This window comes from Pseudomonas sp. TE31087 (genome assembly GCF_057284075.1).
This window is the reverse complement of sequence record NZ_JBXVNN010000001.1, coordinates 61,038-86,593: the sequence shown is the minus strand read 5'-3', so window position 1 is coordinate 86,593 and position 25,556 is coordinate 61,038. Positions and strand designations below refer to the sequence as shown.

The window sequence follows — 25,556 nt, the reverse complement described above, 5'->3', positions numbered from 1 at the left end:
TCAACTGATGTCGAACAGTTTGTCGAAGTTGGAAATAGCCAGGATCTTGCGCACGTCTGAACTGGTATTGATCACGCTGATGCAGGCATCCTCCCCACCTTCGTAATCCCGTAGTAGCAACAACATCCCCAACGCAGAGCTATCCAGATAGGTCGCCTCCTTGAGATCGATCACTACCGTATCTGCGGATTTGGGCTGCTTTTCATAGGCGTTGCGAAATTCCTGATGCCGACCAAAATCGAAGCGACCCTTGATCTTGATAGTCAGCTTTTTCTCGTCCGGAGAAAAAAAAGATTCGACTGCCATGCGAGCGATTCCTTCGATGATGGCGAATACGACTTCTGAAGGTTTAGCAGCCGCTGGCGGCGGGTGCAAGGCGAGGTCCGCCGATCAGGGGTGGCTCTGGCGCGGGAGGCGCTGGGACAGCTCGTCGAGCAGCTTCTGCTCGCGCTTGTCCTCGGCCCTGCGCGCTTCGTCCATATAACGCTGGACCAACTTGCGCAGCCCTTCGACCCGGGCATAGGCCTGCTGCCAGGTGTTGCGGGCGTTGTTCAGGTTGTTCTGGTGCCAGGCCATGCTCTGGCGCTGCTGGGTCATTGCCGCTTCCAACTGCCCAAGGAAGCGCTGGTAGTTGACCAGCCAGTTGCCGTCGACGCCCTGGCTTCCGCGATTGATCCACTGCTGCTGATAGGCTTCGCGAAAACTCTCGAGCTCGGCCTGCTTGGCCTGGGCATCGCTGAGCAGCCTCTGGAAATGCCCCAGGCGCTGGGCGGCCTTGCGCTCGGCCTCCTCGGCCATGTCCACCACCGGCACCAGGCGTGCCGCTCGGCTGGGCTGGGCCATGGCCTATCAGCCCGCCGGCGGCGCGAACACCGCGGCCAGTTCTTCACGGCTCTGCGCCATGCCGACGTTTTCATCCAGACCCTGGCGCAGGAAGTCCACCAGCCTGGGCTGCAAGGCGATGGCCAGGTCCGTCTCCGGATCGCCACCAGCCACATAGGCGCCGACGCTGATCAGATCGCGACTCTGCGACAGGCGCGACCACAGCTGCTTGAACTTCTGCGCCTGACGCAGGTGATCGGGGTCGACCACCTGGGGCATGACCCGGCTGATCGAGGCCTCGATGTCGATGGCTGGGTAATGCCCTTCCTCTGCCAGGCGCCGGGACAGCACAAAGTGGCCGTCGAGCACGCCCCGCGCCGAATCGGCGATCGGGTCCTGCTGGTCGTCGCCTTCGGACAGCACCGTGTAGAACGCGGTAATCGAGCCACCGCCCGGTTCACCATTACCAGCCCGCTCCACCAGTTTGGGCAGCTTGGCGAACACCGACGGCGGATAACCGCGGGTGGCGGGCGGCTCGCCGATGGCCAGGGCAATTTCGCGCTGGGCCTGGGCAAAACGGGTCAGCGAGTCCATCAGCAACAGGACATTCTTGCCCTTGTCGCGGAAATACTCGGCAATGCGCGTGCAATACATCGCCGCACGCAGACGCATCAAGGGCGCGTCATCCGCTGGCGAGGCGACCACCACCGAGCGCTTGAGCCCCTCCTCTCCGAGGATGTGCTCGATGAATTCCTTCACTTCCCGACCCCGCTCGCCGATCAGGCCGACCACGATGATCTCGGCCTCGGTAAAGCGGGTCATCATGCCCAGCAGCACCGACTTACCGACACCGGTACCGGCGAACAGGCCCAGGCGTTGGCCGCGGCCGACAGTGAGCAAACCATTGATACTGCGGATACCGACATCCAGCGGCTGGCTGATCGGATCACGATTGAGCGGGTTGATGATCGGGCCATCCATCGGCACCCAGTCCTCGGCCTTCATCCCACCCTTGCCGTCCAGCGCGCGACCGGCGCCATCGAGCACCCGGCCAAGCATGCTCATGCCCATGGGCAGGCGGCCGCTGTCGTCCAGCGGCACCACGCGGGCACCGGGCGCCAGGCCGACAATGCTGCCGACCGGCATCAGGAACACCTTGCTGCCGGAAAAACCCATGACTTCGGCTTCCACCTGCACCGGGTGATAGCTGTCGTCGTTGATCACCAGGCAGCGGCTGCCCACCGCAGCGCGCAGACCTTCAGCCTCCAGGGTGAGACCGACCATGCGCAGCAGGCGCCCTTCGACGATCGGCTGGTCGGGCAGCTTCACCGCGTCGGCATAGCCCTCCAGGCGCTTGCCGAAGCTGGTCCGGTCAAGGCGCATCGGCTTCACCCGCCGGCACGTCCAGCTCGACGGATATATCCGGCGCAGCAGGATGCAGGGCCTGATCGTGGGACTGGTCGAACAACTGCATCACGGCCTTTTCGATGCGAGTCTCCATGGTCGCGTCGATACGGCTGTGAGCGGTCTCGATCCGGCAGCCGCCCGGCAGCAACGACTCATCCTCAAGCAGCTTCCAGCTCTCCTCATGACGCTCGCGCAAGGCCTTGGCCAGCTCGAAATCCTGCGGGTTGAGGTGGATACGGATGTTGTCGGCACCCATCGGCAGCAGTTTCAGCGCCTCACGCAGGACGTGGGTGATCTGGCTCGAATCGCTGCGCAACTCGCGACCGATGACCTGGCGGGTCATGCTGGCGACCAGTTGCACCAGGGCTTTCTCGATCTGGGTGTCCTGCTCGGCGATGGGCTCGAGCAGATGGTTCATGACCTGTTCGAGGCTGGCCAATTTGGCCGCCAGGGCCACTTCGGCCTCCTGGCGAACCTTCAGCTGGGTGCTGTGGAAGCCTTCGCGCTCGCCAGTGGCGAAGCCTTCGTTGTAGGCCTCCTGGCGGATGGCCTCGAGCTCTTCGAGGGTCAGCGGCTGGACTTCCTCCAGCGGCACCTCTTCGACTTCTTCCTCGATAACCTCAGGCTCCGGCTCGGGTTGCGGCTCGGGCTCGGGGTCGAAGCTGGGCAGCGCCCACACATCCACGCCCTCGAGGTCGCGGGCACGGATCAGGTCGCTGGGGTGTTCGGTGGTGGACATGTTTTCAGGTACTCAAAAGCCATCTGCAACCAACGCGCCCCTGTAGGAGCGGCCTTGTGCCGCGAAAGGGCTGCAAAGCAGCCCCTCGATATCGATGTCACCGCAAAATTGTCGGGGCAGCCTTGCCTTTTCCGGCCGGTCCGACGCCTCGGCGAGGCCGCTCCTACAGGGGACCGCGTCGCCCCGCTGATCAGATCATTTCCTCGGCGCCCTTGCCGCCCAGCACGATCTCGCCGGCCTCGGCCATGCGACGGGCGATGGTGAGGATTTCCTTCTGCGCCGTCTCCACGTCGCTGACCCGAACCGGCCCCTTGGCCTCCAGGTCGTCGCGCAACAGCTCCGACGCACGCTTGGACATGTTCTTGAAGATCTTGTCCTTGACCCGCTCGTCGGCGCCCTTGAGCGACACCACCAGCACGTCCGAAGACACCTCGCGCAGCAGCGCCTGGATGCCACGGTCGTCGACGTCGGCCAGGTTGTTGAAGACGAACATCAAGTCTTCGATCTGCTCCGACAGGTCGCTGTCGATCTCGCGGATCGAGTCCATGAGCGCGCCTTCCACGGAACTGTCGAGGAAGTTCATGATATCGGCGGCGCGCTTGATGCCACCCAGGGTGGTGCGCGCGGCATTGGAGTTGCCGGAGAACTGCTTCTCGAGGATCTGGTTGAGTTCCTTGAGCGCCGCCGGCTGCACCGTGTTGAGCGACGACACGCGCAAGACGATGTCCAGGCGCACCTTGTGGTCGAAGTTGCTCAGTACCTCGCCGGCCTGGTCGGGGTCGAGGTAGGCGACCACGATGGCCTGGATCTGCGGGTGCTCGTAGCGGATGACGTCGGCCACGGCACGCGGCTCCATCCACTTGAGGCTGTCCAGGCCACTGGTGTTGCCACCGAGCAGGATACGGTCGATCAGGCCGTTGGCCTTGTCCTCGCCGAGGGCCTGGTTGAGCATCTTGCGGATATAACCGTCGGAACCGACGCCCAGGCTGGTCTGGTCGCCGACGATCTCGACGAACTCGCTCATCACCTGCTCGACCTGCTCGCGATGGACGTTGCCCATCTGCGCCATGGCCACACCGACCCGCTGCACTTCCTTGGGCCCCATGTGGCGCAGGACCTGCGCGGCATCGGTCTCGCCGAGCGAGAGCAGGAGGATGGCCGCCTTGTCGACGCGGCTCAGCTTGGCGGTAATGGCTCGATTGTCACTCATCGGCGTTGATCCACTCTTTCACGACCTGGGCCACGCGGCCCGGGTCTTCGGCCACCAGGCCCTTGATTGCGTTGAGCTGTGCCTCGTAACCCTCGCTCGGGCTCGGCAACAGAATGCTTGTCGGGCCACCCAGGCTGACGCGGTCGTTGGCCAGTTCGCCATCCAGACCGATCATGCCGCCCAGCTCCATGTCGCTGTCCGTGGCAGCCTGCTTGCCGCCACCTGTGATGTTGTTGAGCACCGGACGCAGCACGCCGAACACCAGCACCAGGATGAACAGCACGCCCAGCACTTGCTTGACGATGTCCCAGAACCACGGCTGCGAGTAGAACGGAATGTCGACCAGCTCGTCGCCACGGTCGGCGGCGAACGGCACGTTGATCACGGTGACGCTGTCGCCACGGCTGGCATCGAAGCCCACTGCGTCCTGCACCAGGCGAGTGAAGCGCGCCAGGTCCTCGGCACCCCACGGAGTGCGGGTGGTTTCGCCGGTGGCGGCGTCGAGCTTGACCTGGTCGTCCACCACCACGGCCACCGACAGGCGGGTCAGGCGACCTTGCTGCTGACGGGTGTGGCTGATGGAGCGATCCAGCTCGAAGTTCTTGGTGCTCTGCTGACGCTTGTCGCTCGGGTACGGCGCAAGCATCGGCTGGCCGGTGGCCGGGTCCATGATCTGCTGGCCGTTGGCGTCCACCAGCGGCTGACCAGGCTGGATGGCGCCGGCCGGCGTGGCGGCGGCCTTGGCGTTTTCGGGCGCGGAGGCGCCGGCCGGCGGCTGGTTGCTCAGGGCGCCCGGCACACCTTGCGGGCCCTGGCTGCTGGCACGCTGTTCGTTGACCGACTGTTCGCTGCGCAGCGCCGGTTGGTCTGGATTGAACTGCTCGGAGGTGGACTCGACGGCGCTGAAGTCGACGTCGGTCGACACCTCGGCCTTGTAGCGGTCGTTGCCCAGCACCGGCTGGAGGATATTGTGCACGCGCTGGGTGAGCATGCCTTCCATGCGGCGGCTGTAGTCGAACTGCTTGCCCGCCATGGTCAGGGCGGTGTCCTGCAACTGGTCGGAAAGCAGGTTGCCCTTCTGGTCGACCACGGTCACCTGGGACTTGTCCAGCTCCGGAACGCTGGTGGCCACGAGGTTGACGATGGCCATGACCTGGCCCGCCTCCAGGGCGCGGCCCGGGTACAGCTCGACCAGCACCGAGGCGCTGGGCTTGCGCTCGTCACGCACGAACACCGAGCTTTTCGGGATCGCCAGGTGCACGCGGGCGGCCTTGACATTGTTCAGGCTCGACACGGTACGCGCCAGCTCGCCTTCCAGGCTGCGACGGTAGCGAGTGGCTTCCATGAACTGGCTGGTGCCCAGGCCCTGCTCCTTGTCGAGCAGCTCGAAGCCGACGTTGCCATCGCTTGGCGCAACACCGGCGGAGGCCAGTTTCAGGCGCGCACGGGAGAGGTCGTCGGCCTTGACCAACAAGGCACCGGAGTTCGGCTCCACGCGATAGGGGATATCGGCGGCGGTCAGGGCATCGATCACCTGCTTGGTGTCGGTGCCCGCCAGGCTGCCGTACAGCGGCCGGTAGTCCGGTTGCTGCGACCACAGCACCACGGCGAAACCGATGGCCACGCTGGCGGCCAGGCCGACCAGCAGGCCGACCTGACGCAGCATGGGCATCTGCGAGATGTTTTCCAGGAATGCCATGCCGAACAGCGGCGGCTTGGCCGCTGGCGGACCACTCTTGGCGGGGGCGTTATCGACGACTGCTTCGGCCATGACTCACTCTCGCCCTTATACCGGCATCTGCATGATGTCCTGGTACGCCTGTACCAGCTTGTTGCGCACCTGGGTCAGGGCCTGGAACGACACCGAGGCCTTCTGCGAGGCGATCATCACGTCGGTCAGGTCGACTCCGCTCTTGCCGATCTCGAAAGCGTTGGACAGCTGGGAGGAGGCCTGCTGCGTTTCATGCACCTTGCCAATGGCCTGGCCAAGCATGTCGGCAAAGCTGCTCTGGCCTGGCGCCAGTTCAGGCGCGGCGACAGCCTTGGACTGGGACATGGCTTCGGCCTGCATGGCACGCATGTCCAACATCAGACGATTGAATTCAACACCTTGGGTCATGGACTTCTCTCTCCGGCTGCCGCACTTTTTTTGACACTCGTGCAGCGAATGGGTTGGAACTAGCAAGAGGAGTGCCAGCCAACCCGAAAATCATTCAAAACGACGCATCAACCGAACAGGCTGGCCTCGACATCCAGGCCCGCGTCACGCATCTGCGCCAGCTTGTAGCGCAAGGTGCGCGGACTGATCCCCAGGCGCTCGGCAGCCTCCTTGCGACGGCCGCGCTCGGCACGCAAGGTATCGATGATCATCTGGAACTCATGACGCCGCATGTCGTCGCCCAGCCCGCCAACCTCGGCAACCGGCTCAACAGGTAATGGCTCAATAGTGGCCACTTTCGGCGCCGACAATGGAATGGCGCCAGCCAGACAGAAATCCGCCGCCTCGATCACACCGCCCTGCTGCAGGATCAGCGCCCGCTGCACGGCGTTATCCAGCTCCCGCACGTTACCCGGCCAGGCATACGCCTGCAGGCACGCCCGCGCCTCGCTGGACAGGCACACCTGGGCATGGCGCATCTTGCGGGCATGGCGCGCCAGCAGGCGCTCGGCCAGCGGCAGGATATCGGCAGGACGCTCGCGCAGGGAGCGCCAGGCCATGGGGAACACCGAAAGGCGGTAGTACAGGTCTTCACGGAAACGGCCGGCCGCCACCTCCCCCACCAGGTCGCGATTGGTCGTGGCAAGGATGCGGATGTCCAGGGCGATGGGCTTGCGCCCACCGACGCGCTCGACTTCGCGCTCCTGCAGCACCCGCAGCAGCTTGGCCTGCAAGCCGAGCGGCATCTCGGAAATCTCGTCCAGCAGCAAGGTGCCGCCGTCGGCCTGCTCGAACTTGCCGGCCTGGGCGGCGATCGCGCCGGTGAAGGCGCCCTTTTCATGGCCGAACAGGGTCGCCTCGAGCATGTTGTCCGGGATTGCCGCGCAGTTGATCGCCACGAAGGGCTGGTCCGCCCGCCGCGACTGCTGATGGATGTAGCGCGCCAGCACTTCCTTGCCGGTTCCCGACTCACCGGAGATCAGCACGGTGGAGTCGCTTTGCGCAACCCGTGCCGCCAATTCCAGCAATTGCCGGCTGGCCGGTTCGCACGCCACCGGCCCTTCGTCATCGCTGCCGGCAGCGCTGCCGACGGCATGACGCGCCACCAGGCCGTTCAGCGCTGCGGGCTCGAAAGGCTTGACCAGATAATCGACAGCCCCCTGGCGCATGGCCTCCACCGCCCGCTCCACCGCCGCATGGGCGGTCATCAGCAACACCGGTAGCTGCGGGTGCTGTCGACGCAGCTGGGCGAGCAGTTGATGGCCGTCCATGCCCGGCATGTTCACGTCGCTGACCACCAGGCTGAACGACTCTTCAGCCACCGCCAGCAAGGCCTCCTCGGCACTGCCGACGGCACGGTGGCAGAAACCGCCGATCTCCAGGGTATCGGCCAACGCCTGACGCAGGACCCGATCATCCTCGACCAGCAGTACCTTGACGCTCATTGATTTACCTCCCCACGGCCGTCGATCAACGGCAGCAGCACGGTGACACAGGTACCACGGCCAAGCCTGGAGCGTAGCTGCAGGGTGCCGCGGTGCGCGCGCACCACCGCCTGGACCACCGCCAACCCCAAGCCGGTGCCAGTCGCCTTGGTGGTCACGAATGGCTCCCCCAGGCGCGCCAGCAACTGCTCGTCGATACCGCTACCGGCATCGCTGACGCACACGCGCAGATTGTCGTCGCGACGCGACAGGTGCACCTTGAGTTTCGCCGGCCCACTACTGGCCTGCAGGGCATTCTCGATCAGGTTGAGCAAGGCGCCGACCAGGGTGTCACGGTTGCACAGCAACTCCCCGAGACGACTGTCGCACTGCCAGCGCACCGCATGCCCCTCGACATGGGCATGAGCCGCCTGCTGCAGCGCCTGGAACAACGCCTTCGGGCTGATCCGGTCATTGAGCGGCAATTCCCCGCGGGCGAACACCAGCATGTCACGCACCTGGTGTTCGAGCTCGTGGAGACGCTCCTTGAGGTTGCCGGCAAAGCGCAGCCGGGTTTCGTCGGTCAATACCTGCTGCGGTTCGGCCAGGTGGCTGGCATAGAGCATCGCCGCCGAGAGCGGCGTGCGGATCTGATGCGCCAGGGACGCGATCATGCGCCCCAGCGAGGACAGGCGCTCGTGCCGCGCCAGCTGATCCTGCATACGGCGGGTTTCGGTCAGGTCGTTGAGCAGCACCAACTGCCCCGGCTCGGCATCCAGCGAGCGCGTCGCGATGGACAGGCGACGCCCGTCACGCAGGGAGACCTCATGGCCGTCATCGTCACGCGGCGCGAAACTGCGGGCGATCACCTCGCGCCAGCGCATGCCGATCAACGGCTCGCCGAGCAACTCGCAGGCCGCCGGATTGGCTTCGCGCACGCACCCTTCGGCGTCGATCACGATCACCCCGCCCGGCAGCAGGTCGAGCAGGTTCTGCAGGCGATTGGCCAGGCGCTCCTTCTCATCGAGCTCGGCCATGCGCTGCGCACTGACCACCGCCAGCTCGCCCTTGAGCTCGCTGACCCGCGTCTCGAGCATGGTGTAGGACTGGCTCAGCTGGCTGGAAACCTGATCGAACAGGGCGAACGCCTGCTCAAGACCCTGCCGGCTTTCCTGCTCGAGCGGGGTGTGCCCGCGCGGATCGGCGGCATGGGAACGGTGGGCGGCCTGGGGCATCGTGCTCTCTCGCATGGCTGACCGTCATAAAAACGGTATGTTGCCTGCGCTGTAGCAATAGCCGTGCCGGAGATGGGGATAATCGACTGCAGGATCGTTGATCGAAGGCAATGGCCGGGACTGTCACAGCCCCCGACCATTGCGTCCAGGCAAGACGGGATCAGTCGTCCGCCTGTTCCTCGCCACCTTGGCGGCTCATGCCGTACTTGCGCATCTTCTCCACCAGCGTGGTACGCCGGATGCGCAGTCGTTCGGCAGCCCGGGCTACGATGCCGTTGGCATCATCCAGCGCCTGCTGGATCAGCCCCTGCTCGAGGCTGCCGAGGTAGTCCTTGAGGTCCAGCCCCTCGGGCGGCAGCATGGCGTGGCTGGCGAAGTTCGGCGCATGCCCATTGATCGCCACGCGCTCCTCGAGATCGGAGCGCAGGCTGTCGACCAACTGCTCATCCTCGTCATCCACATAACGGAACTTCTTCGGCAGCTCCGCCACACCAATCACCCCGTACGGATGCATGATCGCCATGCGCTCCACCAGGTTGGCCAACTCGCGGACGTTGCCCGGCCAGCCGTGACGGCACAGCGACATGATCGACGCCGAGTTGAAGCGGATCGAGCCGCGCTTCTCGTGCTCCATGCGCGAGATCAGCTCGTTCATCAGCAACGGGATGTCTTCCACCCGCTCACGCAATGGTGCCATCTCGATCGGGAACACATTCAGCCGGTAATACAAATCTTCGCGGAAGGTCCCATCCTCGATCATGGTCTCGAGGTTCTTGTGCGTCGCGGCGATGATGCGCACATCGATGCTCTGGGTCTTGTTGCTGCCGACCCGCTCGAAGGTACGCTCCTGCAGCACGCGCAGCAGCTTGACCTGCATCGGCAGCGGCATGTCGCCGATCTCGTCGAGGAACAGCGTGCCGCCGTTGGCCAGCTCGAAACGCCCGGCACGACTGGTGATCGCCCCGGTGAAGGCGCCCTTTTCATGGCCGAACAGTTCGCTTTCGAGCAGCTCCGCGGGGATCGCCCCGCAGTTGACCGGCACGAACGGTGCCTCGCGACGCTTGGAGTGGTAGTGCAGGTTGCGCGCCACCACTTCCTTGCCGGTGCCCGACTCGCCAAGGATCAGCACGCTGGCATCGGTGTCGGCCACTTGCTGCATCATCTGCCGCACATGCTGGATGGCACGGCTGGTGCCCACCAGGCTGCGGAACAGGTTGGGCTCGCGCTGGCGACCACGCTCGCGGGCCTGGTCGTACATCTCGCGATAGACCTGGGCACGGTGCAGGGAGTCGAGCAACTGGCTGTAGCTCGGCGGCATCTCGAGGTTGGACAGCACACGGCGGCGCAGGTCCTCGGGGAAGTCCGCGGAAGAAATTTCACCCAGAAGCAGAACCGGAAGGAACTCATCCCACCCGGCCACTGTCTTAAGGAGCCCCAGCACGCTGGCCGGGGCATTTACGCTACCGATCAGGACACACAGCACTTCACGGCTGGAAGACAAACCCTCGACCACCTGCTGCCAGTCGTCGCTGGAGCAGGACAGGTTTTCTTCGCCGAGAAAATTCAGGACCACCGCCAGATCGCGGCGGCGTTCGCTGTCGTCATCGATCAGGAGAATCTTGGTTTCACGCCACATGCAATAGCAACTTCCCTAGTCATATCGGCGCCCGAAGGCGTGCACGACATCATTCCGACTGAATGGTCAGTGTTCGGACGTCTGAATTTCGAAAACAGCCACTAGTAAAGTCAAAAAACGGCACACAGTCAAATTTATGGCGCGCTGATTTTTGTGTAACCTGTGGTCAGGTGAACAAATGGTATACCTTTGTCGCGTTTTCTGCCTGACGTATCTTCGCCATCTCGTCGACCACTGATTGACGCTCGCCACTTGCAACTTCGATTAGCTGCCGATAGACAGCCTGCAGCTGCTCCAGGCTGGCACGCACCTCATCCTCGTTCGACAACGCCTCGGCCAGCACATCGTCGACGCACAGGCGGCACTCCAGATCCAGCTCGCCAACCGCCTCCCAGTCGCGACTGGCCAGGGCGGCGAGCAGCAGCTCGCGGGTCTGGTCGATACGCTCGATCACCTCACTCATGACAACCTCCTGGTTCAGGGCGCCGGCTGCTGTTCGCCGATCGCGTCCCAGCCTTCCTTGACCGTGATCAGCAGACGCGCGACTTCGTCAATGATCGCAGGGTCGCTCTTGACGTTGGCCTCGACCAGGCGACGACTCATGTAGGTGTACAGGTTGTCCAGGTCGGTCAGGCTGTCGGCGTGGTTCTCCAGGTCGAGACCCTCGCGCAGGCCGCCGATGATATCGATGGCCTTGCCGATCAGAATGCCCTTCTGGGCGATATCCTTGCGGGCAATGGCGCCCTTGGCCTGGGCCAGGCGGTCAAGACCACCCTGCATGAGCATCTGCACCAGGCGGTGCGGACTGGCCTCGGAAGTCTGTGCCACGCCATTGACTTTCTGGTATTGCCGAAGGGCCAACATCGGGTTCATGGATCTACCTCGTTGCAGCGAAAAGGTGCATATACCTCTTGTATCGCCGCCGCGTCAAAAAACTTTAGCCGGAAAAGACAAAGCCCGGCACGCCTGTGAGGCGCCGCCGGGCTTTTGTCATGCGCGATCGATCAGGACTTCTTGGCCTGGGCGTTGATCGCCTCGAAGATCGAGGTGATCTGCTCGCCCTGCTTCTTCATCTTGGCCAGGGCCGCGTCGAGCGCGGAGAATTTCTTGGTCAGCGACGCTGTCAGCAACTCGGTGCGACGATCCAGTGCGGCCTGCTGGTTCTGCAGATCCTTGGTCGCCTTGTCGAGGTTGTTCTTGCGCGAATCCAGCGTACCACCAGACGCATTGTACGGATCAATCGCCTTGTTCATTCGCTCGAACAAGCCATTGGTACCAGAGAACAATTCCTGGATTTCCGGACCGAGCTTCTTGTCGTTCAGCGCAGCATTGAACTTGGTGCTGTTGAACTCAAGCGTACCATCATTCTTGGTATTGACACCCAGCTGACTGAGGGTAGTCAACTTGTCACCGGCACCTACATCAGCCAGCACCTTGCGTACGTCACCCACCAACGAACGCGTGGTCGGATCGTTGGTCAGCGGACCAAGGCTCTTGACATTGCCACTCGCGTCCTTCTCTGGCGTTACCAGCGAAGTGATAGCCTTCTGCAGGGTGTTGTAGGCATCGACGAACGACTGTACCGACTTTTGCAGCCCTTGATTGTCAAGGGCCACAGTCACTTTGGTGCCAGTGGCGGCGCCCGGCGCAGTGGTACCGGTAAGCTCGAGGGTCAGGCCACTGATCGCCTTGTCCACGGTATTGGTCGGACTGGTCAGTTTCAGTCCATCGATGGAAAATTCCGCATCCTGGGCCTTCGCACTGATGTAACCGGCACCGCCTCCCGAAATCGGCTGGGTACCGTCGATAGCCAGTGCCGCAATACCGCCAACAGAAATATCACTACCTGCACCAGTCGTGGTGGAGCTGAACACCAGCCGCGAACCACCTGCCTCGTTGATGATGTTGGCAGTGATCCCCTTGGTGCTCATTTCCTTGTTGATCTGATCACGCACGGTCTGCAGTGTGGCGCCGCTGGCAACGTTGACCTTGTAGTCCTTGCCATTCTGACTGATCACCAACTCCCCGGCATCGATCGGCGTCGCCGCTCCACCGACGAACTTCTGGCTGGCGACCTTGGAACCAGTGGCCAGCTTGTCGACCTTGATATCGTAGGCACCGGCAACCGCAGTGTTGCCAGACTTGATCTTGACCACTTTTTCGTCGGCGGACGTGCCGGCGAATGCATTGAAAGAAGGAGCATCCTTGTCGTTGAGCTTCTTCATCGCATCCTGGAACGCCGTGAGGGCGCTGCGCAGGGAGCCGATGCCGGAGATCATCGCCGAGTTGTTGCTCGTCTGCCGGGCAATCTGATTGGCCTTGGCCGATGTATCGGCATTCACCAACACTTTGACGATGTTGGCGATGTCGAGCCCATAGCCTGCACCCGTGCTGGTAGTAATCGGGCTTGCCATGCTGTTGCTCCTCTCTTCAATGCGTCAGCCCCGCTCCTGCAAGGCCAACTTGAATTACATGATGGTGTTCGCCGCCGGTCAGACCTTGGCGTCGAACAGAACACTCTTGACATCGCTCAGGCTGTGAGCAATCCGCAGGGCCTCTTCGGAGGGCAACTGTCGGATCAACTCGCCCGTTTCGCTGGCGATGACCTTGACCACGATCTTACCGGATTCTTCGTCAGTGACGAATTCCAGGTTACGTCGCGTTTCCTTCAAAAACTTCTCGATTTCCGAGACAGCGTCCTTGACCTTGTCGGCGCCCTGCACCTTGGCCGGATCCTGCCTTTTTTCGCCGTCGCCGGGAACATTCACAGACCGGGCAACCGGTTTATCGGCAACCTGCTCGGCCATCCTTGCGGCCGGGTAAGACAGGTTCAGCTTGACGCTCATGTCCATGTCCACCACCTCACAATGAAAAGGCGGGGAAGTGCCTGGAGAGCACTTCCCCGCCATCAGCTATCAGGCAGATTAGCCCAGCAGCTTCAGGACTGCCGACGGCAGCTGGTTGGCCTGGGCCAGAACCGAGGTCGAAGCTTGCTGCAGGGTCTGCTGCTTGGTCAGCTGGGCAGTTTCAGCAGCGAAGTCAGTGTCCTGTACACGGCCACGAGCAGCTTCGGCGTTCTCGTTGACGTTCTGCAGGTTGTTGATGGTGCTGGTCAGACGGTTCTGGGCAGCACCCAGGTCAGCACGCGAGGTGTTGATTGCCTGCAGAGCGTCGTCGATGGCGCTCATGGCAGCAGTGAAGTTGGCTTCGATGTTGGCGCTGGTGCCAGTGATGGCCTTGCCGTTCAGACCGCTCAGAGCGCCACCGGTGCCGGTGCTCATCGAGGAGCTCAGGCTGATGGTGATCTGGTTGTCGCTACCGATGTTGGAACCAACCTGGAAGGTCATGACACCGGAGCTACCGTTGAGCAGCTTCTTGCCGTTCAGCTCGGTGCTGCTGGCGATACGGTCGATTTCCTTCAGCATCGACTGGAACTCTTTGTCCAGTGCTTCACGGTCCAGGGTGCTGTTGGAGTCGTTTCGCGACTGGTTGGCCAGTTCCCGCATGCGCTGCAGCATGTTGGTCTGCTCTTGCATCGCGCCTTCAGCGGTCTGGGCGATGGAGATACCGTCGTTGGCGTTCTTGATAGCCATGGTCTGACCACGGATCTGCGAGGTCATGCGGGTAGCGATCTGCAGGCCGGCGGCGTCGTCTTTGGCGCTGTTGATTTTCAGGCCGGAGGACAGACGGGTCATCGAAGTGCTGAGTGCGTCGGAAGCACGGTTCAGGTTCTTCTGAACGCCCAGAGAGGTGGTGTTAGTGTTTACAGTCAAAGCCATGACGAATTCCTCGTTGGATTGGGTACTACGGCTTCCGGCCTTGGCAATTCGCCGGGTGGTTGGCCTAGAGAACCTTCGTAATGTTTATCGTCGCCAGGGCAGTTTGCTTTAGGGCGAATTCTCAAATTTTTTACTGGCACCCTGCCACCCTCAATGAATTCAGGGATTTGACGCCAGAAACTCAACCCCAGAACAAAAAAAAACGCCGACCACTTGTGGTCGGCGCTTCTGCTGAACACCCACTTTCGGTCAAGTGGCGCGCTCGATAATGGCCGACCCCCAGGACAGGCCCACGCCAAAGCCACTCAGGGCGACGCGCTGGTACTGCGATCCGAGCACATGCTTCTCCAGCAGCAGCGGGATGCTCGACGAAACGGTATTGCCGGTTTCGACCATGTCCTTGACGAACCTGGCCTTGTGCTTGCCTTCACAGAACCGCGCGGAAACGGCATCGACAATCGCAGCGCTGCCTTGATGCAGGCAGTACAGGTCGACATCCTCGGCCTTCAGTTGACTGGCCTCGAGCAACTGCTGCAAGTGCGCAGGCACCTTGACCAGGGCGAAGTTGTAGACCTGACGACCGTTCATGAAGAACTTGCCGTCGGTGGTACGCAGATGCTCGGCACCGGCACCATCACTGCCAAACAGCGACTTGCCCAATTGCCAGATCGCCCCATCACCCCATCCAGGTGGCGGTAGCGGCGTCGCCGAACAGCATGGTGGTGTTGCGATCCTCTGGGTCGACGATCTTCGAATAAGGGTCAGCGGTCAGCAACAAGCCGTTCTTCAGGCCTGCGGCCTCCATGAAGCCCTTCATCGCGTACAGCCCATAGACATAGCCCGAGCAGCCCAGCGAGATGTCGAACGCGGCAAGGGCGGTCGACAACCCAAGCTTGTGCTGAACGATGGCCGCCGTGTGCGGCAGGCCTTGCGCGTCACCGTTCTGGGTGACGACAATGACGACATCGATGGACGCCGGGTCCAGAGCCGGATTGGCAGCGAACAGATTTTTCGCGGCCTCGACACACAGGTCGGAGGTTTCCTGGGTGTCGCCCTTGCGCGGCAGGAAGGTCGAACCGATCTTGCCGAAAATGAATTCTTGATCCTTGCCGAATTTCGCACCTTGGGCGTAGTTGTCGACGCCCTCCACAGGTACGTAACTGGCGATGCTTTTAATGCCAATCATTGTGGCTTCCCAATGGAAATGACGAAAAATCACGGGGCTGGCGACCAGAACCATACGCCTGGCCTGGCATGTCGACATGGCTGCCCGCAGACTCAATGCATGTGTGATGCACGTTTTGACTGCCAGGTCACGGTTATACGACCAATCCTGTGATCCACGCAATGCCACCTGCGCTATTGAAGCGCCCGAAGACCTCACGGTGTCAGGCGGCGGCATTGCACCACCGGCTTTCATTTCAATGCCAATGCCACTGCGACATTACCCGCAGTACTTATGCCTTCCTTACCATGGCCTGCAGAATCCGAGAGGCTGAGCTCAATCGTGGGTCACTCCCTATAGGAGTCGATTGCACATTCAACAATTTGAAACCGCAGGCCAGGAAGAGGTTAGCGAGCGCAGCGGGTGAGAAAAAGTTGATATGTTCGTGCCAATGCCGCTTTTGCGACGGTGAAAGCGCCTGGTTGCCGACCATGAGCGCCTCATGCGGCAACTCCACGTAGAGCAAAGTCTCATCCCCCATGCATTGACGGATCTCGGCAAGCACATCCGTTGGATAGGGAACATGCTCAAGCACCTGGCGGCAGACAATGAGATCGTAAGCGACGCCTTCAACATCTCCCTTTGCGACGCTGCGAGTACCCACCACGGTAGGTTTGCGGTCGATATCGAAGATGTCAGTCTGGTACCCATCCCCCTTGAACGGAGTGTTCGTGCCATCTCCCCCTCCCCAATCAAGGATGCGCACGGGGCTGAGGTACTGCAGAATGTAATCGATCGTCAGCCCCATTAGCTCGCTAGGCGCCCTCAGGGCAAGATTTCGCGCCTTGAAGCCGGGTTCATAGTGTTCTCGAAGCGCTTCGTATGCCTCACCGTAGTAGCCGTCATACAGGCAGGCCATCTCGCGGTCGGAAAAACGAATATCCAAGAACAACAATTCACATTGTGAACAATGAAGTGTATTGCACAGGCAATACGCCATACCTTGAGGAATGGATTTCAGCCCCCACTGCTCATCAATGAGAACAGGCGCCAGCCCCAATGCCCGATGGGAAACGAACGGCATGAGAATAGCCGGCGACCGTTGCAGTTGCACACCACCACAGCAGATGCACTGTTGAGCCACGCGCTCACGTCGCAACGAAGCAGGGAAGTCGTTGTTCATGCTTGCATTCCTGATACATCAAAGAAGAAGAGAGTCATTACGTACCGGTCAACGACCCACATGCTCCGCCGCATCCCGTATCGACCTTGCCAGGTTGTAACGCAGGGATAGCCCCAGTTCATCACGCGCCTTGCTGATTGCTGGCACGTAACGATTCCGGAAACTTCCAGGCGACTCTTCACGCTGAGCAATGCGCACAAGCTTCCCGGGCGCGAGTGTGTCGCGAACCAAGTGTGCCAGTTCACCGATCGTAATGACCTCATCAGAGCCTACGTTGTAGGCTTGCCCTGGCTTCCCGCTACTCAGGAGCACCTCTAGCCAGTGCGCCAGATCTCGCTGATCCATGTAGGTACGCACGGGCGTACCATCGCCATTCACTGCAATGATGGGTGAGCCAAGCGCATCCCTGATGAAATTGCCGATGGCGAAATGCACATCCAGAGGCAAGTCACGCCCGACAAAAGCAAAACAGCGGGCAATCACAACATCAAGCCCGTGCCGATGGCCATACAGGGCGCAAAGATGCTCGGCACAACGTTTGGCCACACTGTATGCATGTCCTGGCTCGAGCGGATCCGGCATGCCATTGTAACTTTCCACGATGCTCCCCATGCCTTGCGGCTGAGGCCCATAAACGCCACCAGAACTTGTCAGCAGGAAACGCGGAATACGATTGGCAACGGCATAGTCCAGCAGATGCCGGGTTCCGTCGACGATCTGCAGATAGCGCTCCAGCGGGCCGAGGGCAGGCCCGGTTGTCGAGTCAGCAGCCGCATGCAGCACATGCGTAAAATTCCGTGATACCGGCAGCGAATCCGGCACCAGAATGTCACCTTCATGCAGGCGCAGCCAAGGCTGGCCCGCAAACTCAGGGTACCGCTCAAGGAATGCATACGGCATCCGACTTAGCACAGTAACCTTGGGTACCTGGGCGCCGGCATCTGCACATTCCTGCCAATGCCGCAACAATGCGCGCCCGAAAAATCCAGTACCCCCGGTCAGTAACACGTTCATGGGTTGGGTACAGCGTAGAGGACCGACTCGAATGTATTCGGGCAATGCTGGCGGATGTAGAAACGGTAGTTCGGGCAGAAATTGAACAGCAGCTCCGGCAACTCCCAGAGATCTTCCGGGTTATGGTAGAGCGATACGATCAGCGTTGGACGGCTGCGACGAATGATCTGCTCGCCTCCCCTCAGTACCTGAGCCTCTGCCCCTTCGACATCGAGCTTGATGAGGTCAACCGGCATACAGGGCAGCATTTGATCCAAGGCCACCGCTGCGATCGAAGTGCCAGCACCATCCTGACTCAGGGAGCAAGCTTCTCCCTGTCCGGCGTTGAATGTCAGGATACTGTAGGTCTGGGCAGCGGCCATGGGCAAGCAAACGGCGTTGGTACCGCCAAGCGCTACCTGCCTTACCAGACGACTGAAGTTTTCCGCATCAGGCTCCAGCAAAAACGCTTGCTTGCAGGTAATGTCGGGACACGCTATCAGCTCTTCGTAACTGTCACCATCATAGGCACCGCAGTCCACGTAGGTGATACCGTGGCCCCGCAACGCAGGCAAGGTCAATTCATTGATGTAGCGCGCCTCGCTGGAAAGGTAGCTGGCGTATTCCATATCCAGACCAAGACGGAACGCGCACATGCGATACAGGATTTCCCGACTTTGCTCATCAGCCAATTGCTCGGCCACTCCAGCAATTCGTCCCATTGCCTCTAACAGGAACGAACGGGCGCTGAGCCAGAATCGCCAGCCAAGATCTTGGGAAAATTGCTCGTACAGCATCCACGGCATCAACGGCGGTGCGAAACCTGCCTCGGCGGCAATCGTCAGCAGCTCATCATACGGCGTATCGCGATTGAAGATCCCAAGCGCCAGCCGCGCTCCCGAATGCTCCCGCGCCAATGCCCGCCAGTCCAGCACAGGCAGGTCAAGCACGGTTGCCACACGGGGAGCGGTCTCGACAAAGCCCGCCACGACAATACCTTGCTTCTGCATCGCCGCCGCCAGGCTTCGACCGAAGTTGCCCGCACCAAAAATCCAGATGACGCTGCCTGGTTCGATATGTGTCCGCGGCAAACCGGCCGCCTGCTCACGCAGGGCATTGAAATCAGCAGTGCGATAAGTCTTGTCAACCATTGCCGTTGGCTCCTGAGTCAGTGACGGTATGGGGGATTGCGCGTATGGCCAGGGCCTCGTTGCGTAACTGCTCGAGTGTCGCCTGCTCAAGGAACGGGTGCATGTCGTCCAGCTCTGGCGTCACGAATGCACCGTTAGCATCGACGCGAGATTTGATGCGCGGCACGAACTCTTGCCGAGGATCAACGTGCAAGTCGATGAGCAGCGGCCCATTACAGCCCAAGAGCTCATCGAGCCGGCGCAGATCCTCCTCACCGTGGATCGATTCGGCCCGCAAACCATAGGCGCGAGCAACGGCGGTGAAATCAGGGAACTCCACTCCCGATTCGGGAGTTGCGCCAATCACACGACCGAAGAAGTTCTCATGCGTCTGCCAGATGGAAAGATAGCCACGGTTGTTCAGAACAATCACGATGAGATTGGCCGCGACGGTTTTCAGCGTCTGCAACTCCTGGATATTCATCTGCAGGCTGCCATCGCCCGCGAAGCAGATCACCCGCCGCCCATTCTCCTGAGCAGCAGCCGCTGCAGCACCCAGGGCCGCCGGCAAGTCATACCCCATGGAGGCCGAGCCGGAGTTGCTGAACAAACGCTGACCAGACTGTAGCGCTCCCACCTGGAACGGCAGGATGCACGCAGAAGCATTGCCACAGACAACAATGTCGTCAGGACGCATCTGAGCAAAGATACGCTCTACCATGACATAGGGATTGAGCGCCGCCCCAGCTTGCTGGCGATGCTCCGCAATAGCCGGGTAGGTCTCGCCAATGCGTTTGCACCATTGCACCCAAGCGGAGAAGTTCGGCAGGACGCAACGCGCCAGCTCCTCCTCGAACATATCCAGAAAATCATTCAGGTCTGCGACAACCCCGAGGTCTGGACGAACGGTGGGCTTGTTCAGTTCCGCAGCATCGATATCCACCTGAGCGACCCAGGCGTTTCTCGCAAAGGCCTGCCAGTTGTAGCTCGTCTGTCTCACATTCAACCGTGACCCCAACACCAGCACGAAATCAGCGGTTTGCAGACAGAAGTTGCCAGAGCGCGTACCGATGGTGCCAGGGCGCCCGGCAAACAGCGGGTGGTCACTGGCAATCAGGTCGTGAGTCCACGCAGTGGCCAGAGGGATACGGTAGCGCTCGACCAAGGCCAGCAAGCGCTTCTCCGTAGCCGAAAGCCGAACCCCCGTACCACCCAGGATCAGCGGTCGATGCGACTGCAGCAAACGACGGGCGATCTGCGTGCAGGCGCTCCTCAGACCTTCGGCCGGAGCAGGCCGAGTCAGAACCGGGGCGGGAATATTGATCGACGCGGTCGACTGCTGGATGTCCAGGGGAATATCAAGCCATACCGGCCCAGGACGTCCGCCAACTGCCTCGGCGTAGGCGGTGGGCAGCATGTCCTCAAGGTCTTTTTCGCTGCGCACGATCCGGGCATATTTGCAAACCGGACTGGCCATCGCGATGGTCGGCCCCTCCTGGTCACCCAACTGCCGCAGGCCCGGCACGTCCTGGAAGGAAACACAGGTTTCACGCTTGATCTGACCAGAGATCACGATCATCGGAATCGAGTCGGTGAATGCGCCGTGCACACCATTGAGAGCATTGATCGAACCCGGCCCGGTGGTCAGCATCACCACCGCAGGCTTGCCGGTGACCCGTGCGTACCCCTCAGCAGCCATGGCACATGCCTGCTCATGGTGCATGAAAGTGCAACGCAGGCCCTCATGCCCACCAAGCGCCTGATTGAGGAACATGGCACCGCCGCCAGTGACAGTGAAGACTTGTTCGACACCCTGCTGCACCAACCACTGAGCGATCTGCTCGGAAACACGCTTCATGCTCAAAGCCCCCTGTTCAGGATCAGGTTCTTGAGCGCGGGCGTTTCGCTGTAGGGGCCGTCGATATGCTCGATAGTCAAGCGCTCGTTGGCCTTGATCGACTGCAAGAGACGCTCGCCATTCATCACCTCACGGCACGACAGCTGCCCTTTATGCAACGGGATGGCCAGATAGAAATCCTTTTCGAATTCGTCACGCGTCAGCACATAACCAGGCTCCAGGTCACGTCGCGCATAGGCGCCGCGCACGAGGGCGTTGAGATACTCGGTTTCCTTGCGCGAGATGATGCGTCGGCTGGCACTCACGCCCCCGCACATTTCCTTGGCCTTGTGGAATGCCTTGTACCAACTGTCGCACTGCTCCGGCAGCGAGCAGTAGTTGGAGACCGGAACGCCCTCATACTGTATGTCGATATGACGCTCCCAGGTACGGGCTCCTTTGCCGTAGGAGATCAGCATCGACGAATGCCAATCGTGATACTCATGGGTAGACAAGCCAATCACGTGACCTGGATAGCGATTGCGCAGATAGTCGATCTGATCCAGGTGCAGTTCATCATCTTCACTGGGGTAGAGCGAAACGCAGTGGTTTATCGAAAGCGGGATGTCACGCTTCTCGAAATATCGAACTACGTCATCGAGGTCCTTCTCCGATGCCCCCCCAGTCGAGATGATGGTCGGACGGCGCGTGGAGGCGATCTTCTCGATCAATGGCCAGTCATTCATGTCAGAACTGGCAATCTTGAGAATCGGCATGTCGAACTCGACGCACAGGTCTACCGAGGCCTCGTCGAACGGGGTAGCCATGGGAATGCAACTCAGATTGCGGACTTCCTCAACCATCCGGGCAAACTCGGCCTTGCTCAGTCGAGTGTCCTCGGTCTTCTTCACATAGCGCAGCTCTGTCGTACCCTTGAAGTCCGGGTGGATGAATTCATCGACGTCGCGAAACTGCAGTTTTATCGCAGCCTTGACATTGTTGAAGCGTGCGATTGCGCCGTGATCTCGAATGATCTTCAGCCCCCGCTCCAGGCTGCCCCAGTGATTGTTGGCCAGTTCAAGCACGAACAGGTTTTCGAACAGATCTTTGTCACGTTGGCTGATGGTTTTCATTAAAGCTCCCCTGCTCACTCGCATGACTGAATGGATGTCGGCGCCCAGATCTTGGTCCGTCTGGACTACCGCAAATGGATGATGACCTTGCAGTGCACCGATCCTGTAAATGTTGTGTGGATAATCGCGGCCTGTTGCGTACCCGCCCGTCAGCCGGGGAGCCAGGCCTTTAGTCGCGTCTGGATATGGTCCTCATCCAGCATCCACTGCGTCAGGACCGCTTCCTGCAATGCATCGCCACACCTGGCGCTGGCCTCCGGCTCCGCCAGGTACATCCGAATGGTTTCAACCCAGTCCCTGGAAATGTTCCTGACCGGTATCACAGACAGCCCTTGCAGGGACCAAACGTCACTGCAGACCACAGGCACTCCGCACGCGGCATATTCCAACAGGCGCGACGGGCTTCGGCATTCGCCGAGCAAACCCGGAGCCAAGGGCGCGATGGCCAGGTCCAGATTCAAGGAGGCAAGCTTTACCGGATATTCATCGAACGACACCGCATCATGCTGCTCGCTAAGATAAGGGCGAAGAAGCGACGGACACTGACCCAGACATACCCAGTCGACTTCCCCATGCAACTGCTGGACGATCTCCAGTAACAATGCCTGCTCCTGCGCGCCCCCTCCTTCAACCCACCCGAGGCGAGGACGAGCACTGAACCGCCGCTGACTCCGCAACCCGCTCCAGCGAGCCGGATTCAATCGATCAGGGATTACACGAACATCCGCGCAGGTATCGCGCAACGCTTCGGCCAATCCCGACGTCGCCACCAGCAACCGGTCGGCCATGGCAGACAAGCGACGCAGCGCTCCGTCAACCGGCGCCGACAGTGAATCCCCAGCCTCTGTGCAATACAGAGTATCGACCTCCAGCACCTTGAATGCCGATGTGAACCGTGCGTTTTTCCGCAATGCCTCGACCTGCGTCTCGAGGCGAGGCGGCTGCATGACCCATGCGTCAGGCTGCAAACGTTCGAGCTCAACCGGCGAATAATTGCGAAGGGCCAGACGGATATCGGCCTGACCGTTGCTCCTCATGGCCAGCGCGGGATCGATGATGCGGCTATGTCCACTGGCTTCGAAATCCGCAGGCATCGTCAACACCACGGGCAGCGGACGCCAGCTTAAATAACGGCAGGCGAGCCCGGGATCGGTTTCCAGCGTAAAACCAGAACCTTGCAGAGTCAGATTGCGGTTGTACGCCGGATCATGAGCAATTAGAGGCAACCACTTTCGCAACAGCGCATCTTGCTGCGCTTGCCCTTCGTCACTGGTCGCAGCCTCCTGCCCGGACACATCACGACCCTCGCAGAACAGAACAGCGTGAGGCGTCCAGACGGTGAGATAGCCCGCTTGCATCGACTTCAGGCACAAGTCGATGGCTGCGCCAGAGCCGTTGAATTGCAGCATGTCCAGGCCACCCAACGCCTCGAAAAGCGAGCGCCGGATCATCAGGCAGGCAGCGGAAACCGCGCTGTAGTTCTGATCCATTTCGAGGCGGCGCATATAGCCCAAACCATTGGTCTGGCCACTGAAGGCAGTACTTGCTGCACCGTTGAGTCCAAGCACCATGCCGGCCTGCTCCACCGTGCCACCAGGGTGCAGCAACTTGCCGCCAACAATTCCCACCTCCGGGCGCTGCGCGTGGTTGAGCAATGCATCCAGCCAGTCGCTGTGGACCACCGTTGTGTCACTACTCAACATGAGCAGGTAATCACCTCGGGCATGCTGGACAGCACGCTGCATGGCCACCGCACCACCGCCGGTCAGCACACTGATGCCACCCACTTGCTGGGACGCAAGAGCATCGAGCCAGACCCGCGTGGCCCAATCAGCCTCGCCATCGTCCAGCAGGAGAATCTCATAGCGGGGATAGGTGGTTGTTTCCATCAGCGAGGTGATGCAGTGCTGGATCTGTCCAGCTTGCCCACCAATGGGAACGATGATCGAGACCAGCGGCTCATCCTCGTGGCCGTAATGGATTCGATGAATGCCTGGAAGGTGCTTCTGCACCCTTGCGCGCGTATACCCACGACGGTTCAGATGCTGGGCCACAACAGCCTGCGCCTGCGGACTATGGGCCGGCCGGATGGCATCTGTGATGAATACCGGCTCACTGACATGCGCAAGGCCGTCCACGCCGTCACTGCCCTCAATCAACCACAGTAGCAGGGCAAGCTCGATCGCACCGGCACATGCCGGGTCAAAACCACCTGCGTCGAGGAATACCTCACGCTTGTAAAGCCAGTGATACGCCATGTCTGCTGGCGCGCTCAGTAGCATGTCGAGGTTGAAGTCCGGTCGCAGTATCGTTTCCATATCGCCGGAAGGATGGCGGACGACCTCATCGGTGTAGAACGCGCGCACATTCGCCGATGCCAGTAATTCCAGGGCAAGGAGGGCCAACCCAAACGTCGTGAACGTCGTCCCGGCGCGAACGAAGCACAACCACTGTCCGTGACATTGATTCAGCGCGACTTCGTTAAGGGTTTCAGCTTCGGCATCGCCCGGCAGATGGATACCAATGAATGGGTAACCTTGCTCCAGCAAGCTTTGACGCGTGACTTCAACCGCACCTGGCTGGCCATCCGGCACGAGAATAAAATCGAAACGAGGCAATGCTTGCTGGCATGCCTCCAGGCGCTGGATGATCAATTCAGCCTGGGCATCATTGGGGGTACGCTGGCGCAGCCACTGCCTGACCATCTGGCTATGCGCAAACGCTGGCGTCGCAGCACCCTGTTCCACGGAAACGTCATTGAGCAAACGCGGCTGGATCGGCATCGCCTGTGTCTTGGCAATAAAGATATCAAACTGTTCCCAGAAGCGATTCTGCAGCCTGGCATAGGTCTGCGAAACAATATCCAGCCCGGCAACGGCCTGAGCGACTGCTTCATCAGAATCCTCAAAGGCCAGACCGTGAGTACCGAACTCGCCACCACCAATAGGCACACCGTCAAAAAAGGGTGACTTGAGAATCACTGCCGGGCAACCGCATAGCATTGCTTCCAGCGCAATGGCCGTGGATGAGAAACAGTAGACGCGCTCACTGCGCCGGAAAAGCTCAGCCATTTCCTCCGGCGTAGCGGGCCACTTGCTCGTGATGATGGTGCATTTCGCAGCCAGCTCTGGGTACTGCTGCAAGGCATCGATGTAACGCCCTGGATACAGCAACCAGCCCTTTCGATGTTGATCGAAACTGTTAGCCTGGTTGTTGAAAATCGACGTATCGATGGGCGGCATGAACAGAATGTGGTCGTCACCAAGCCCTTCAGGAAGCAGGTTCTCGCCATACGCGAAAATCATGTCCGTGGCGGGGAACTCGCTGTCGCCCCCCAACAATCCTGGCACATTCAGCAAGTACCGCACGACCGATTGCCCATTGGCAGGGTTACCCCGCACCACCTCCGGATACACCACGATCGGTTGACGCCCCGCCTCAGCATGTTGCTGCTCCAGGATGTCAGTCAGCAGGGGCGTATGCCACAGCGGATTGGTCTGCTTGGCGAACAGCAGATACGCATCCTGCCCGCAACGATTGAGCAGATGGCAGATCAGGTGGGTCACACGAATGCCCGCCGAGGTCTGACGGTAATCCGGAGCGTAGATGTAGTACGGACGCTTCGGTGCCGTGTGCAACGGCGGGTAGGTGCGGCTGGCCATGAACTATCCTTCGAGCCTCTGCTTCGGTGGACGATTGAGCTTG

At 60.8% G+C, this 25,556-nt stretch carries 21 protein-coding genes and 1 pseudogene; all 22 read right to left on the bottom strand.

The window, feature by feature from the left end:
• Nucleotides 1–306, bottom strand: coding sequence for an STAS domain-containing protein (locus ACZ899_RS00365; RefSeq protein ID WP_203651651.1), 306 nt, complete (start codon nucleotides 304–306; stop codon nucleotides 1–3).
• Nucleotides 307–390: 84 nt separating this feature from the next.
• On the bottom strand, nucleotides 391–843 hold the full coding sequence (gene fliJ, locus ACZ899_RS00360) for a flagellar export protein FliJ (protein WP_203651649.1): 453 nt from the start codon (nucleotides 841–843) through the stop codon (nucleotides 391–393).
• A 6-nt stretch (nucleotides 844–849) separates the two neighbouring features.
• Nucleotides 850–2,205, bottom strand: coding sequence for a flagellar protein export ATPase FliI (gene fliI / locus ACZ899_RS00355; protein WP_234560334.1), 1,356 nt, complete (start codon nucleotides 2,203–2,205; stop codon nucleotides 850–852).
• On the bottom strand, nucleotides 2,195–2,968 hold the full coding sequence (gene fliH / locus ACZ899_RS00350; RefSeq protein ID WP_203651645.1) for a flagellar assembly protein FliH: 774 nt from the start codon (nucleotides 2,966–2,968) through the stop codon (nucleotides 2,195–2,197). The genes fliI and fliH overlap by 11 nt, the downstream gene beginning before the upstream one ends.
• Before the next feature lie 190 nt (nucleotides 2,969–3,158).
• Nucleotides 3,159–4,178: a flagellar motor switch protein FliG gene (gene fliG / locus ACZ899_RS00345; RefSeq protein WP_023631000.1), complete on the bottom strand. Its 1,020-nt coding sequence runs from the start codon at nucleotides 4,176–4,178 to the stop codon at nucleotides 3,159–3,161.
• Entirely contained in the window at nucleotides 4,171–5,949 is a 1,779-nt protein-coding gene (gene fliF / locus ACZ899_RS00340; RefSeq protein WP_050706673.1) for a flagellar basal-body MS-ring/collar protein FliF, read from the bottom strand. The genes fliG and fliF overlap by 8 nt, the downstream gene beginning before the upstream one ends.
• Before the next feature lie 15 nt (nucleotides 5,950–5,964).
• Nucleotides 5,965–6,297: a flagellar hook-basal body complex protein FliE gene (gene fliE, locus ACZ899_RS00335; RefSeq protein ID WP_234560335.1), complete on the bottom strand. Its 333-nt coding sequence runs from the start codon at nucleotides 6,295–6,297 to the stop codon at nucleotides 5,965–5,967.
• A gap of 107 nt (nucleotides 6,298–6,404) precedes the next feature.
• Nucleotides 6,405–7,781 (bottom strand): sigma-54-dependent transcriptional regulator, encoded by a 1,377-nt coding sequence (locus ACZ899_RS00330; protein ID WP_234560336.1) that lies wholly within the window; start codon nucleotides 7,779–7,781, stop codon nucleotides 6,405–6,407.
• Entirely contained in the window at nucleotides 7,778–8,995 is a 1,218-nt protein-coding gene (locus ACZ899_RS00325) for a sensor histidine kinase (protein ID WP_050706676.1), read from the bottom strand. Before ACZ899_RS00325 ends, ACZ899_RS00330 begins: the two co-directional genes overlap by 4 nt.
• Nucleotides 8,996–9,155: 160 nt before the next feature.
• Nucleotides 9,156–10,631 (bottom strand): transcriptional regulator FleQ, encoded by a 1,476-nt coding sequence (gene fleQ / locus ACZ899_RS00320; protein WP_186734750.1) that lies wholly within the window; start codon nucleotides 10,629–10,631, stop codon nucleotides 9,156–9,158.
• A 166-nt stretch (nucleotides 10,632–10,797) separates the two neighbouring features.
• Nucleotides 10,798–11,094 carry a flagellar protein FliT gene (fliT, locus tag ACZ899_RS00315; protein ID WP_186714840.1) on the bottom strand — a complete coding sequence of 99 codons (297 nt, stop codon included), beginning with the start codon at nucleotides 11,092–11,094 and terminating at the stop codon, nucleotides 10,798–10,800.
• 14 nt (nucleotides 11,095–11,108) lie between these two features.
• Nucleotides 11,109–11,504, bottom strand: a complete 396-nt coding sequence (gene fliS / locus ACZ899_RS00310) for a flagellar export chaperone FliS (protein WP_203651643.1) — start codon at nucleotides 11,502–11,504, stop codon at nucleotides 11,109–11,111.
• 131 nt (nucleotides 11,505–11,635) lie between these two features.
• Nucleotides 11,636–13,045, bottom strand: coding sequence for a flagellar filament capping protein FliD (gene fliD / locus ACZ899_RS00305; RefSeq protein WP_234560337.1), 1,410 nt, complete (start codon nucleotides 13,043–13,045; stop codon nucleotides 11,636–11,638).
• Nucleotides 13,046–13,123: 78 nt separating this feature from the next.
• Nucleotides 13,124–13,483, bottom strand: a complete 360-nt coding sequence (locus ACZ899_RS00300) for a flagellar protein FlaG (RefSeq protein ID WP_234560338.1) — start codon at nucleotides 13,481–13,483, stop codon at nucleotides 13,124–13,126.
• A gap of 72 nt (nucleotides 13,484–13,555) precedes the next feature.
• Nucleotides 13,556–14,410 carry a flagellin domain-containing protein gene (locus ACZ899_RS00295; RefSeq protein ID WP_186714844.1) on the bottom strand — a complete coding sequence of 285 codons (855 nt, stop codon included), beginning with the start codon at nucleotides 14,408–14,410 and terminating at the stop codon, nucleotides 13,556–13,558.
• Nucleotides 14,411–14,659: 249 nt separating this feature from the next.
• Nucleotides 14,660–15,596, bottom strand: a pseudogene (locus ACZ899_RS00290) (ketoacyl-ACP synthase III).
• 271 nt (nucleotides 15,597–15,867) lie between these two features.
• Nucleotides 15,868–16,758, bottom strand: coding sequence for a class I SAM-dependent methyltransferase (locus tag ACZ899_RS00285; protein WP_234560340.1), 891 nt, complete (start codon nucleotides 16,756–16,758; stop codon nucleotides 15,868–15,870).
• Nucleotides 16,759–16,806: 48 nt separating this feature from the next.
• The gene (locus ACZ899_RS00280; protein WP_234560341.1) at nucleotides 16,807–17,772 is read right to left on the bottom strand and encodes an NAD-dependent epimerase/dehydratase family protein; all 966 of its coding nucleotides are present in this window, start codon (nucleotides 17,770–17,772) and stop codon (nucleotides 16,807–16,809) included.
• A complete protein-coding gene (locus ACZ899_RS00275) occupies nucleotides 17,769–18,902 on the bottom strand; it encodes an FkbM family methyltransferase (RefSeq protein ID WP_234560342.1) in 1,134 nt (377 codons plus the stop codon). Before ACZ899_RS00275 ends, ACZ899_RS00280 begins: the two co-directional genes overlap by 4 nt.
• The gene (locus ACZ899_RS00270) at nucleotides 18,895–20,739 is read right to left on the bottom strand and encodes a thiamine pyrophosphate-binding protein (RefSeq protein ID WP_234560343.1); all 1,845 of its coding nucleotides are present in this window, start codon (nucleotides 20,737–20,739) and stop codon (nucleotides 18,895–18,897) included. Before ACZ899_RS00270 ends, ACZ899_RS00275 begins: the two co-directional genes overlap by 8 nt.
• 2 nt (nucleotides 20,740–20,741) lie before the next feature.
• Nucleotides 20,742–21,851: an N-acetylneuraminate synthase family protein gene (locus ACZ899_RS00265; protein ID WP_186714849.1), complete on the bottom strand. Its 1,110-nt coding sequence runs from the start codon at nucleotides 21,849–21,851 to the stop codon at nucleotides 20,742–20,744.
• Nucleotides 21,852–22,000: 149 nt separating this feature from the next.
• A complete protein-coding gene (locus ACZ899_RS00260) occupies nucleotides 22,001–25,513 on the bottom strand; it encodes a glycosyltransferase family 2 protein (protein WP_234560344.1) in 3,513 nt (1,170 codons plus the stop codon).
• Nucleotides 25,514–25,556: the final 43 nt, after the last annotated feature.

Excerpts from the sequence above, each read along its gene's own strand:
- ACZ899_RS00365 (WP_203651651.1), bottom strand. The coding sequence starts at position 306 with ATGGCAGTCGAATCTTTTTTTTCTCCGGACGAGAAAAAGCTGACTATC.
- fliJ (WP_203651649.1), bottom strand. The coding sequence starts at position 843 with ATGGCCCAGCCCAGCCGAGCGGCACGCCTGGTGCCGGTGGTGGACATG.
- fliI (WP_234560334.1), bottom strand. The coding sequence starts at position 2,205 with ATGCGCCTTGACCGGACCAGCTTCGGCAAGCGCCTGGAGGGCTATGCC.
- fliH (WP_203651645.1), bottom strand. The coding sequence starts at position 2,968 with ATGTCCACCACCGAACACCCCAGCGACCTGATCCGTGCCCGCGACCTC.
- fliG (WP_023631000.1), bottom strand. The coding sequence starts at position 4,178 with ATGAGTGACAATCGAGCCATTACCGCCAAGCTGAGCCGCGTCGACAAG.
- fliF (WP_050706673.1), bottom strand. The coding sequence starts at position 5,949 with ATGGCCGAAGCAGTCGTCGATAACGCCCCCGCCAAGAGTGGTCCGCCA.
- fliE (WP_234560335.1), bottom strand. The coding sequence starts at position 6,297 with ATGACCCAAGGTGTTGAATTCAATCGTCTGATGTTGGACATGCGTGCC.
- ACZ899_RS00330 (WP_234560336.1), bottom strand. The coding sequence starts at position 7,781 with ATGAGCGTCAAGGTACTGCTGGTCGAGGATGATCGGGTCCTGCGTCAG.
- ACZ899_RS00325 (WP_050706676.1), bottom strand. The coding sequence starts at position 8,995 with ATGCCCCAGGCCGCCCACCGTTCCCATGCCGCCGATCCGCGCGGGCAC.
- fleQ (WP_186734750.1), bottom strand. The coding sequence starts at position 10,631 with ATGTGGCGTGAAACCAAGATTCTCCTGATCGATGACGACAGCGAACGC.
- fliT (WP_186714840.1), bottom strand. The coding sequence starts at position 11,094 with ATGAGTGAGGTGATCGAGCGTATCGACCAGACCCGCGAGCTGCTGCTC.
- fliS (WP_203651643.1), bottom strand. The coding sequence starts at position 11,504 with ATGAACCCGATGTTGGCCCTTCGGCAATACCAGAAAGTCAATGGCGTG.
- fliD (WP_234560337.1), bottom strand. The coding sequence starts at position 13,045 with ATGGCAAGCCCGATTACTACCAGCACGGGTGCAGGCTATGGGCTCGAC.
- ACZ899_RS00300 (WP_234560338.1), bottom strand. The coding sequence starts at position 13,483 with ATGGACATGAGCGTCAAGCTGAACCTGTCTTACCCGGCCGCAAGGATG.
- ACZ899_RS00295 (WP_186714844.1), bottom strand. The coding sequence starts at position 14,410 with ATGGCTTTGACTGTAAACACTAACACCACCTCTCTGGGCGTTCAGAAG.
- ACZ899_RS00285 (WP_234560340.1), bottom strand. The coding sequence starts at position 16,758 with ATGAACAACGACTTCCCTGCTTCGTTGCGACGTGAGCGCGTGGCTCAA.
- ACZ899_RS00280 (WP_234560341.1), bottom strand. The coding sequence starts at position 17,772 with ATGAACGTGTTACTGACCGGGGGTACTGGATTTTTCGGGCGCGCATTG.
- ACZ899_RS00275 (WP_234560342.1), bottom strand. The coding sequence starts at position 18,902 with ATGGTTGACAAGACTTATCGCACTGCTGATTTCAATGCCCTGCGTGAG.
- ACZ899_RS00270 (WP_234560343.1), bottom strand. The coding sequence starts at position 20,739 with ATGAAGCGTGTTTCCGAGCAGATCGCTCAGTGGTTGGTGCAGCAGGGT.
- ACZ899_RS00265 (WP_186714849.1), bottom strand. The coding sequence starts at position 21,851 with ATGAAAACCATCAGCCAACGTGACAAAGATCTGTTCGAAAACCTGTTC.
- ACZ899_RS00260 (WP_234560344.1), bottom strand. The coding sequence starts at position 25,513 with ATGGCCAGCCGCACCTACCCGCCGTTGCACACGGCACCGAAGCGTCCG.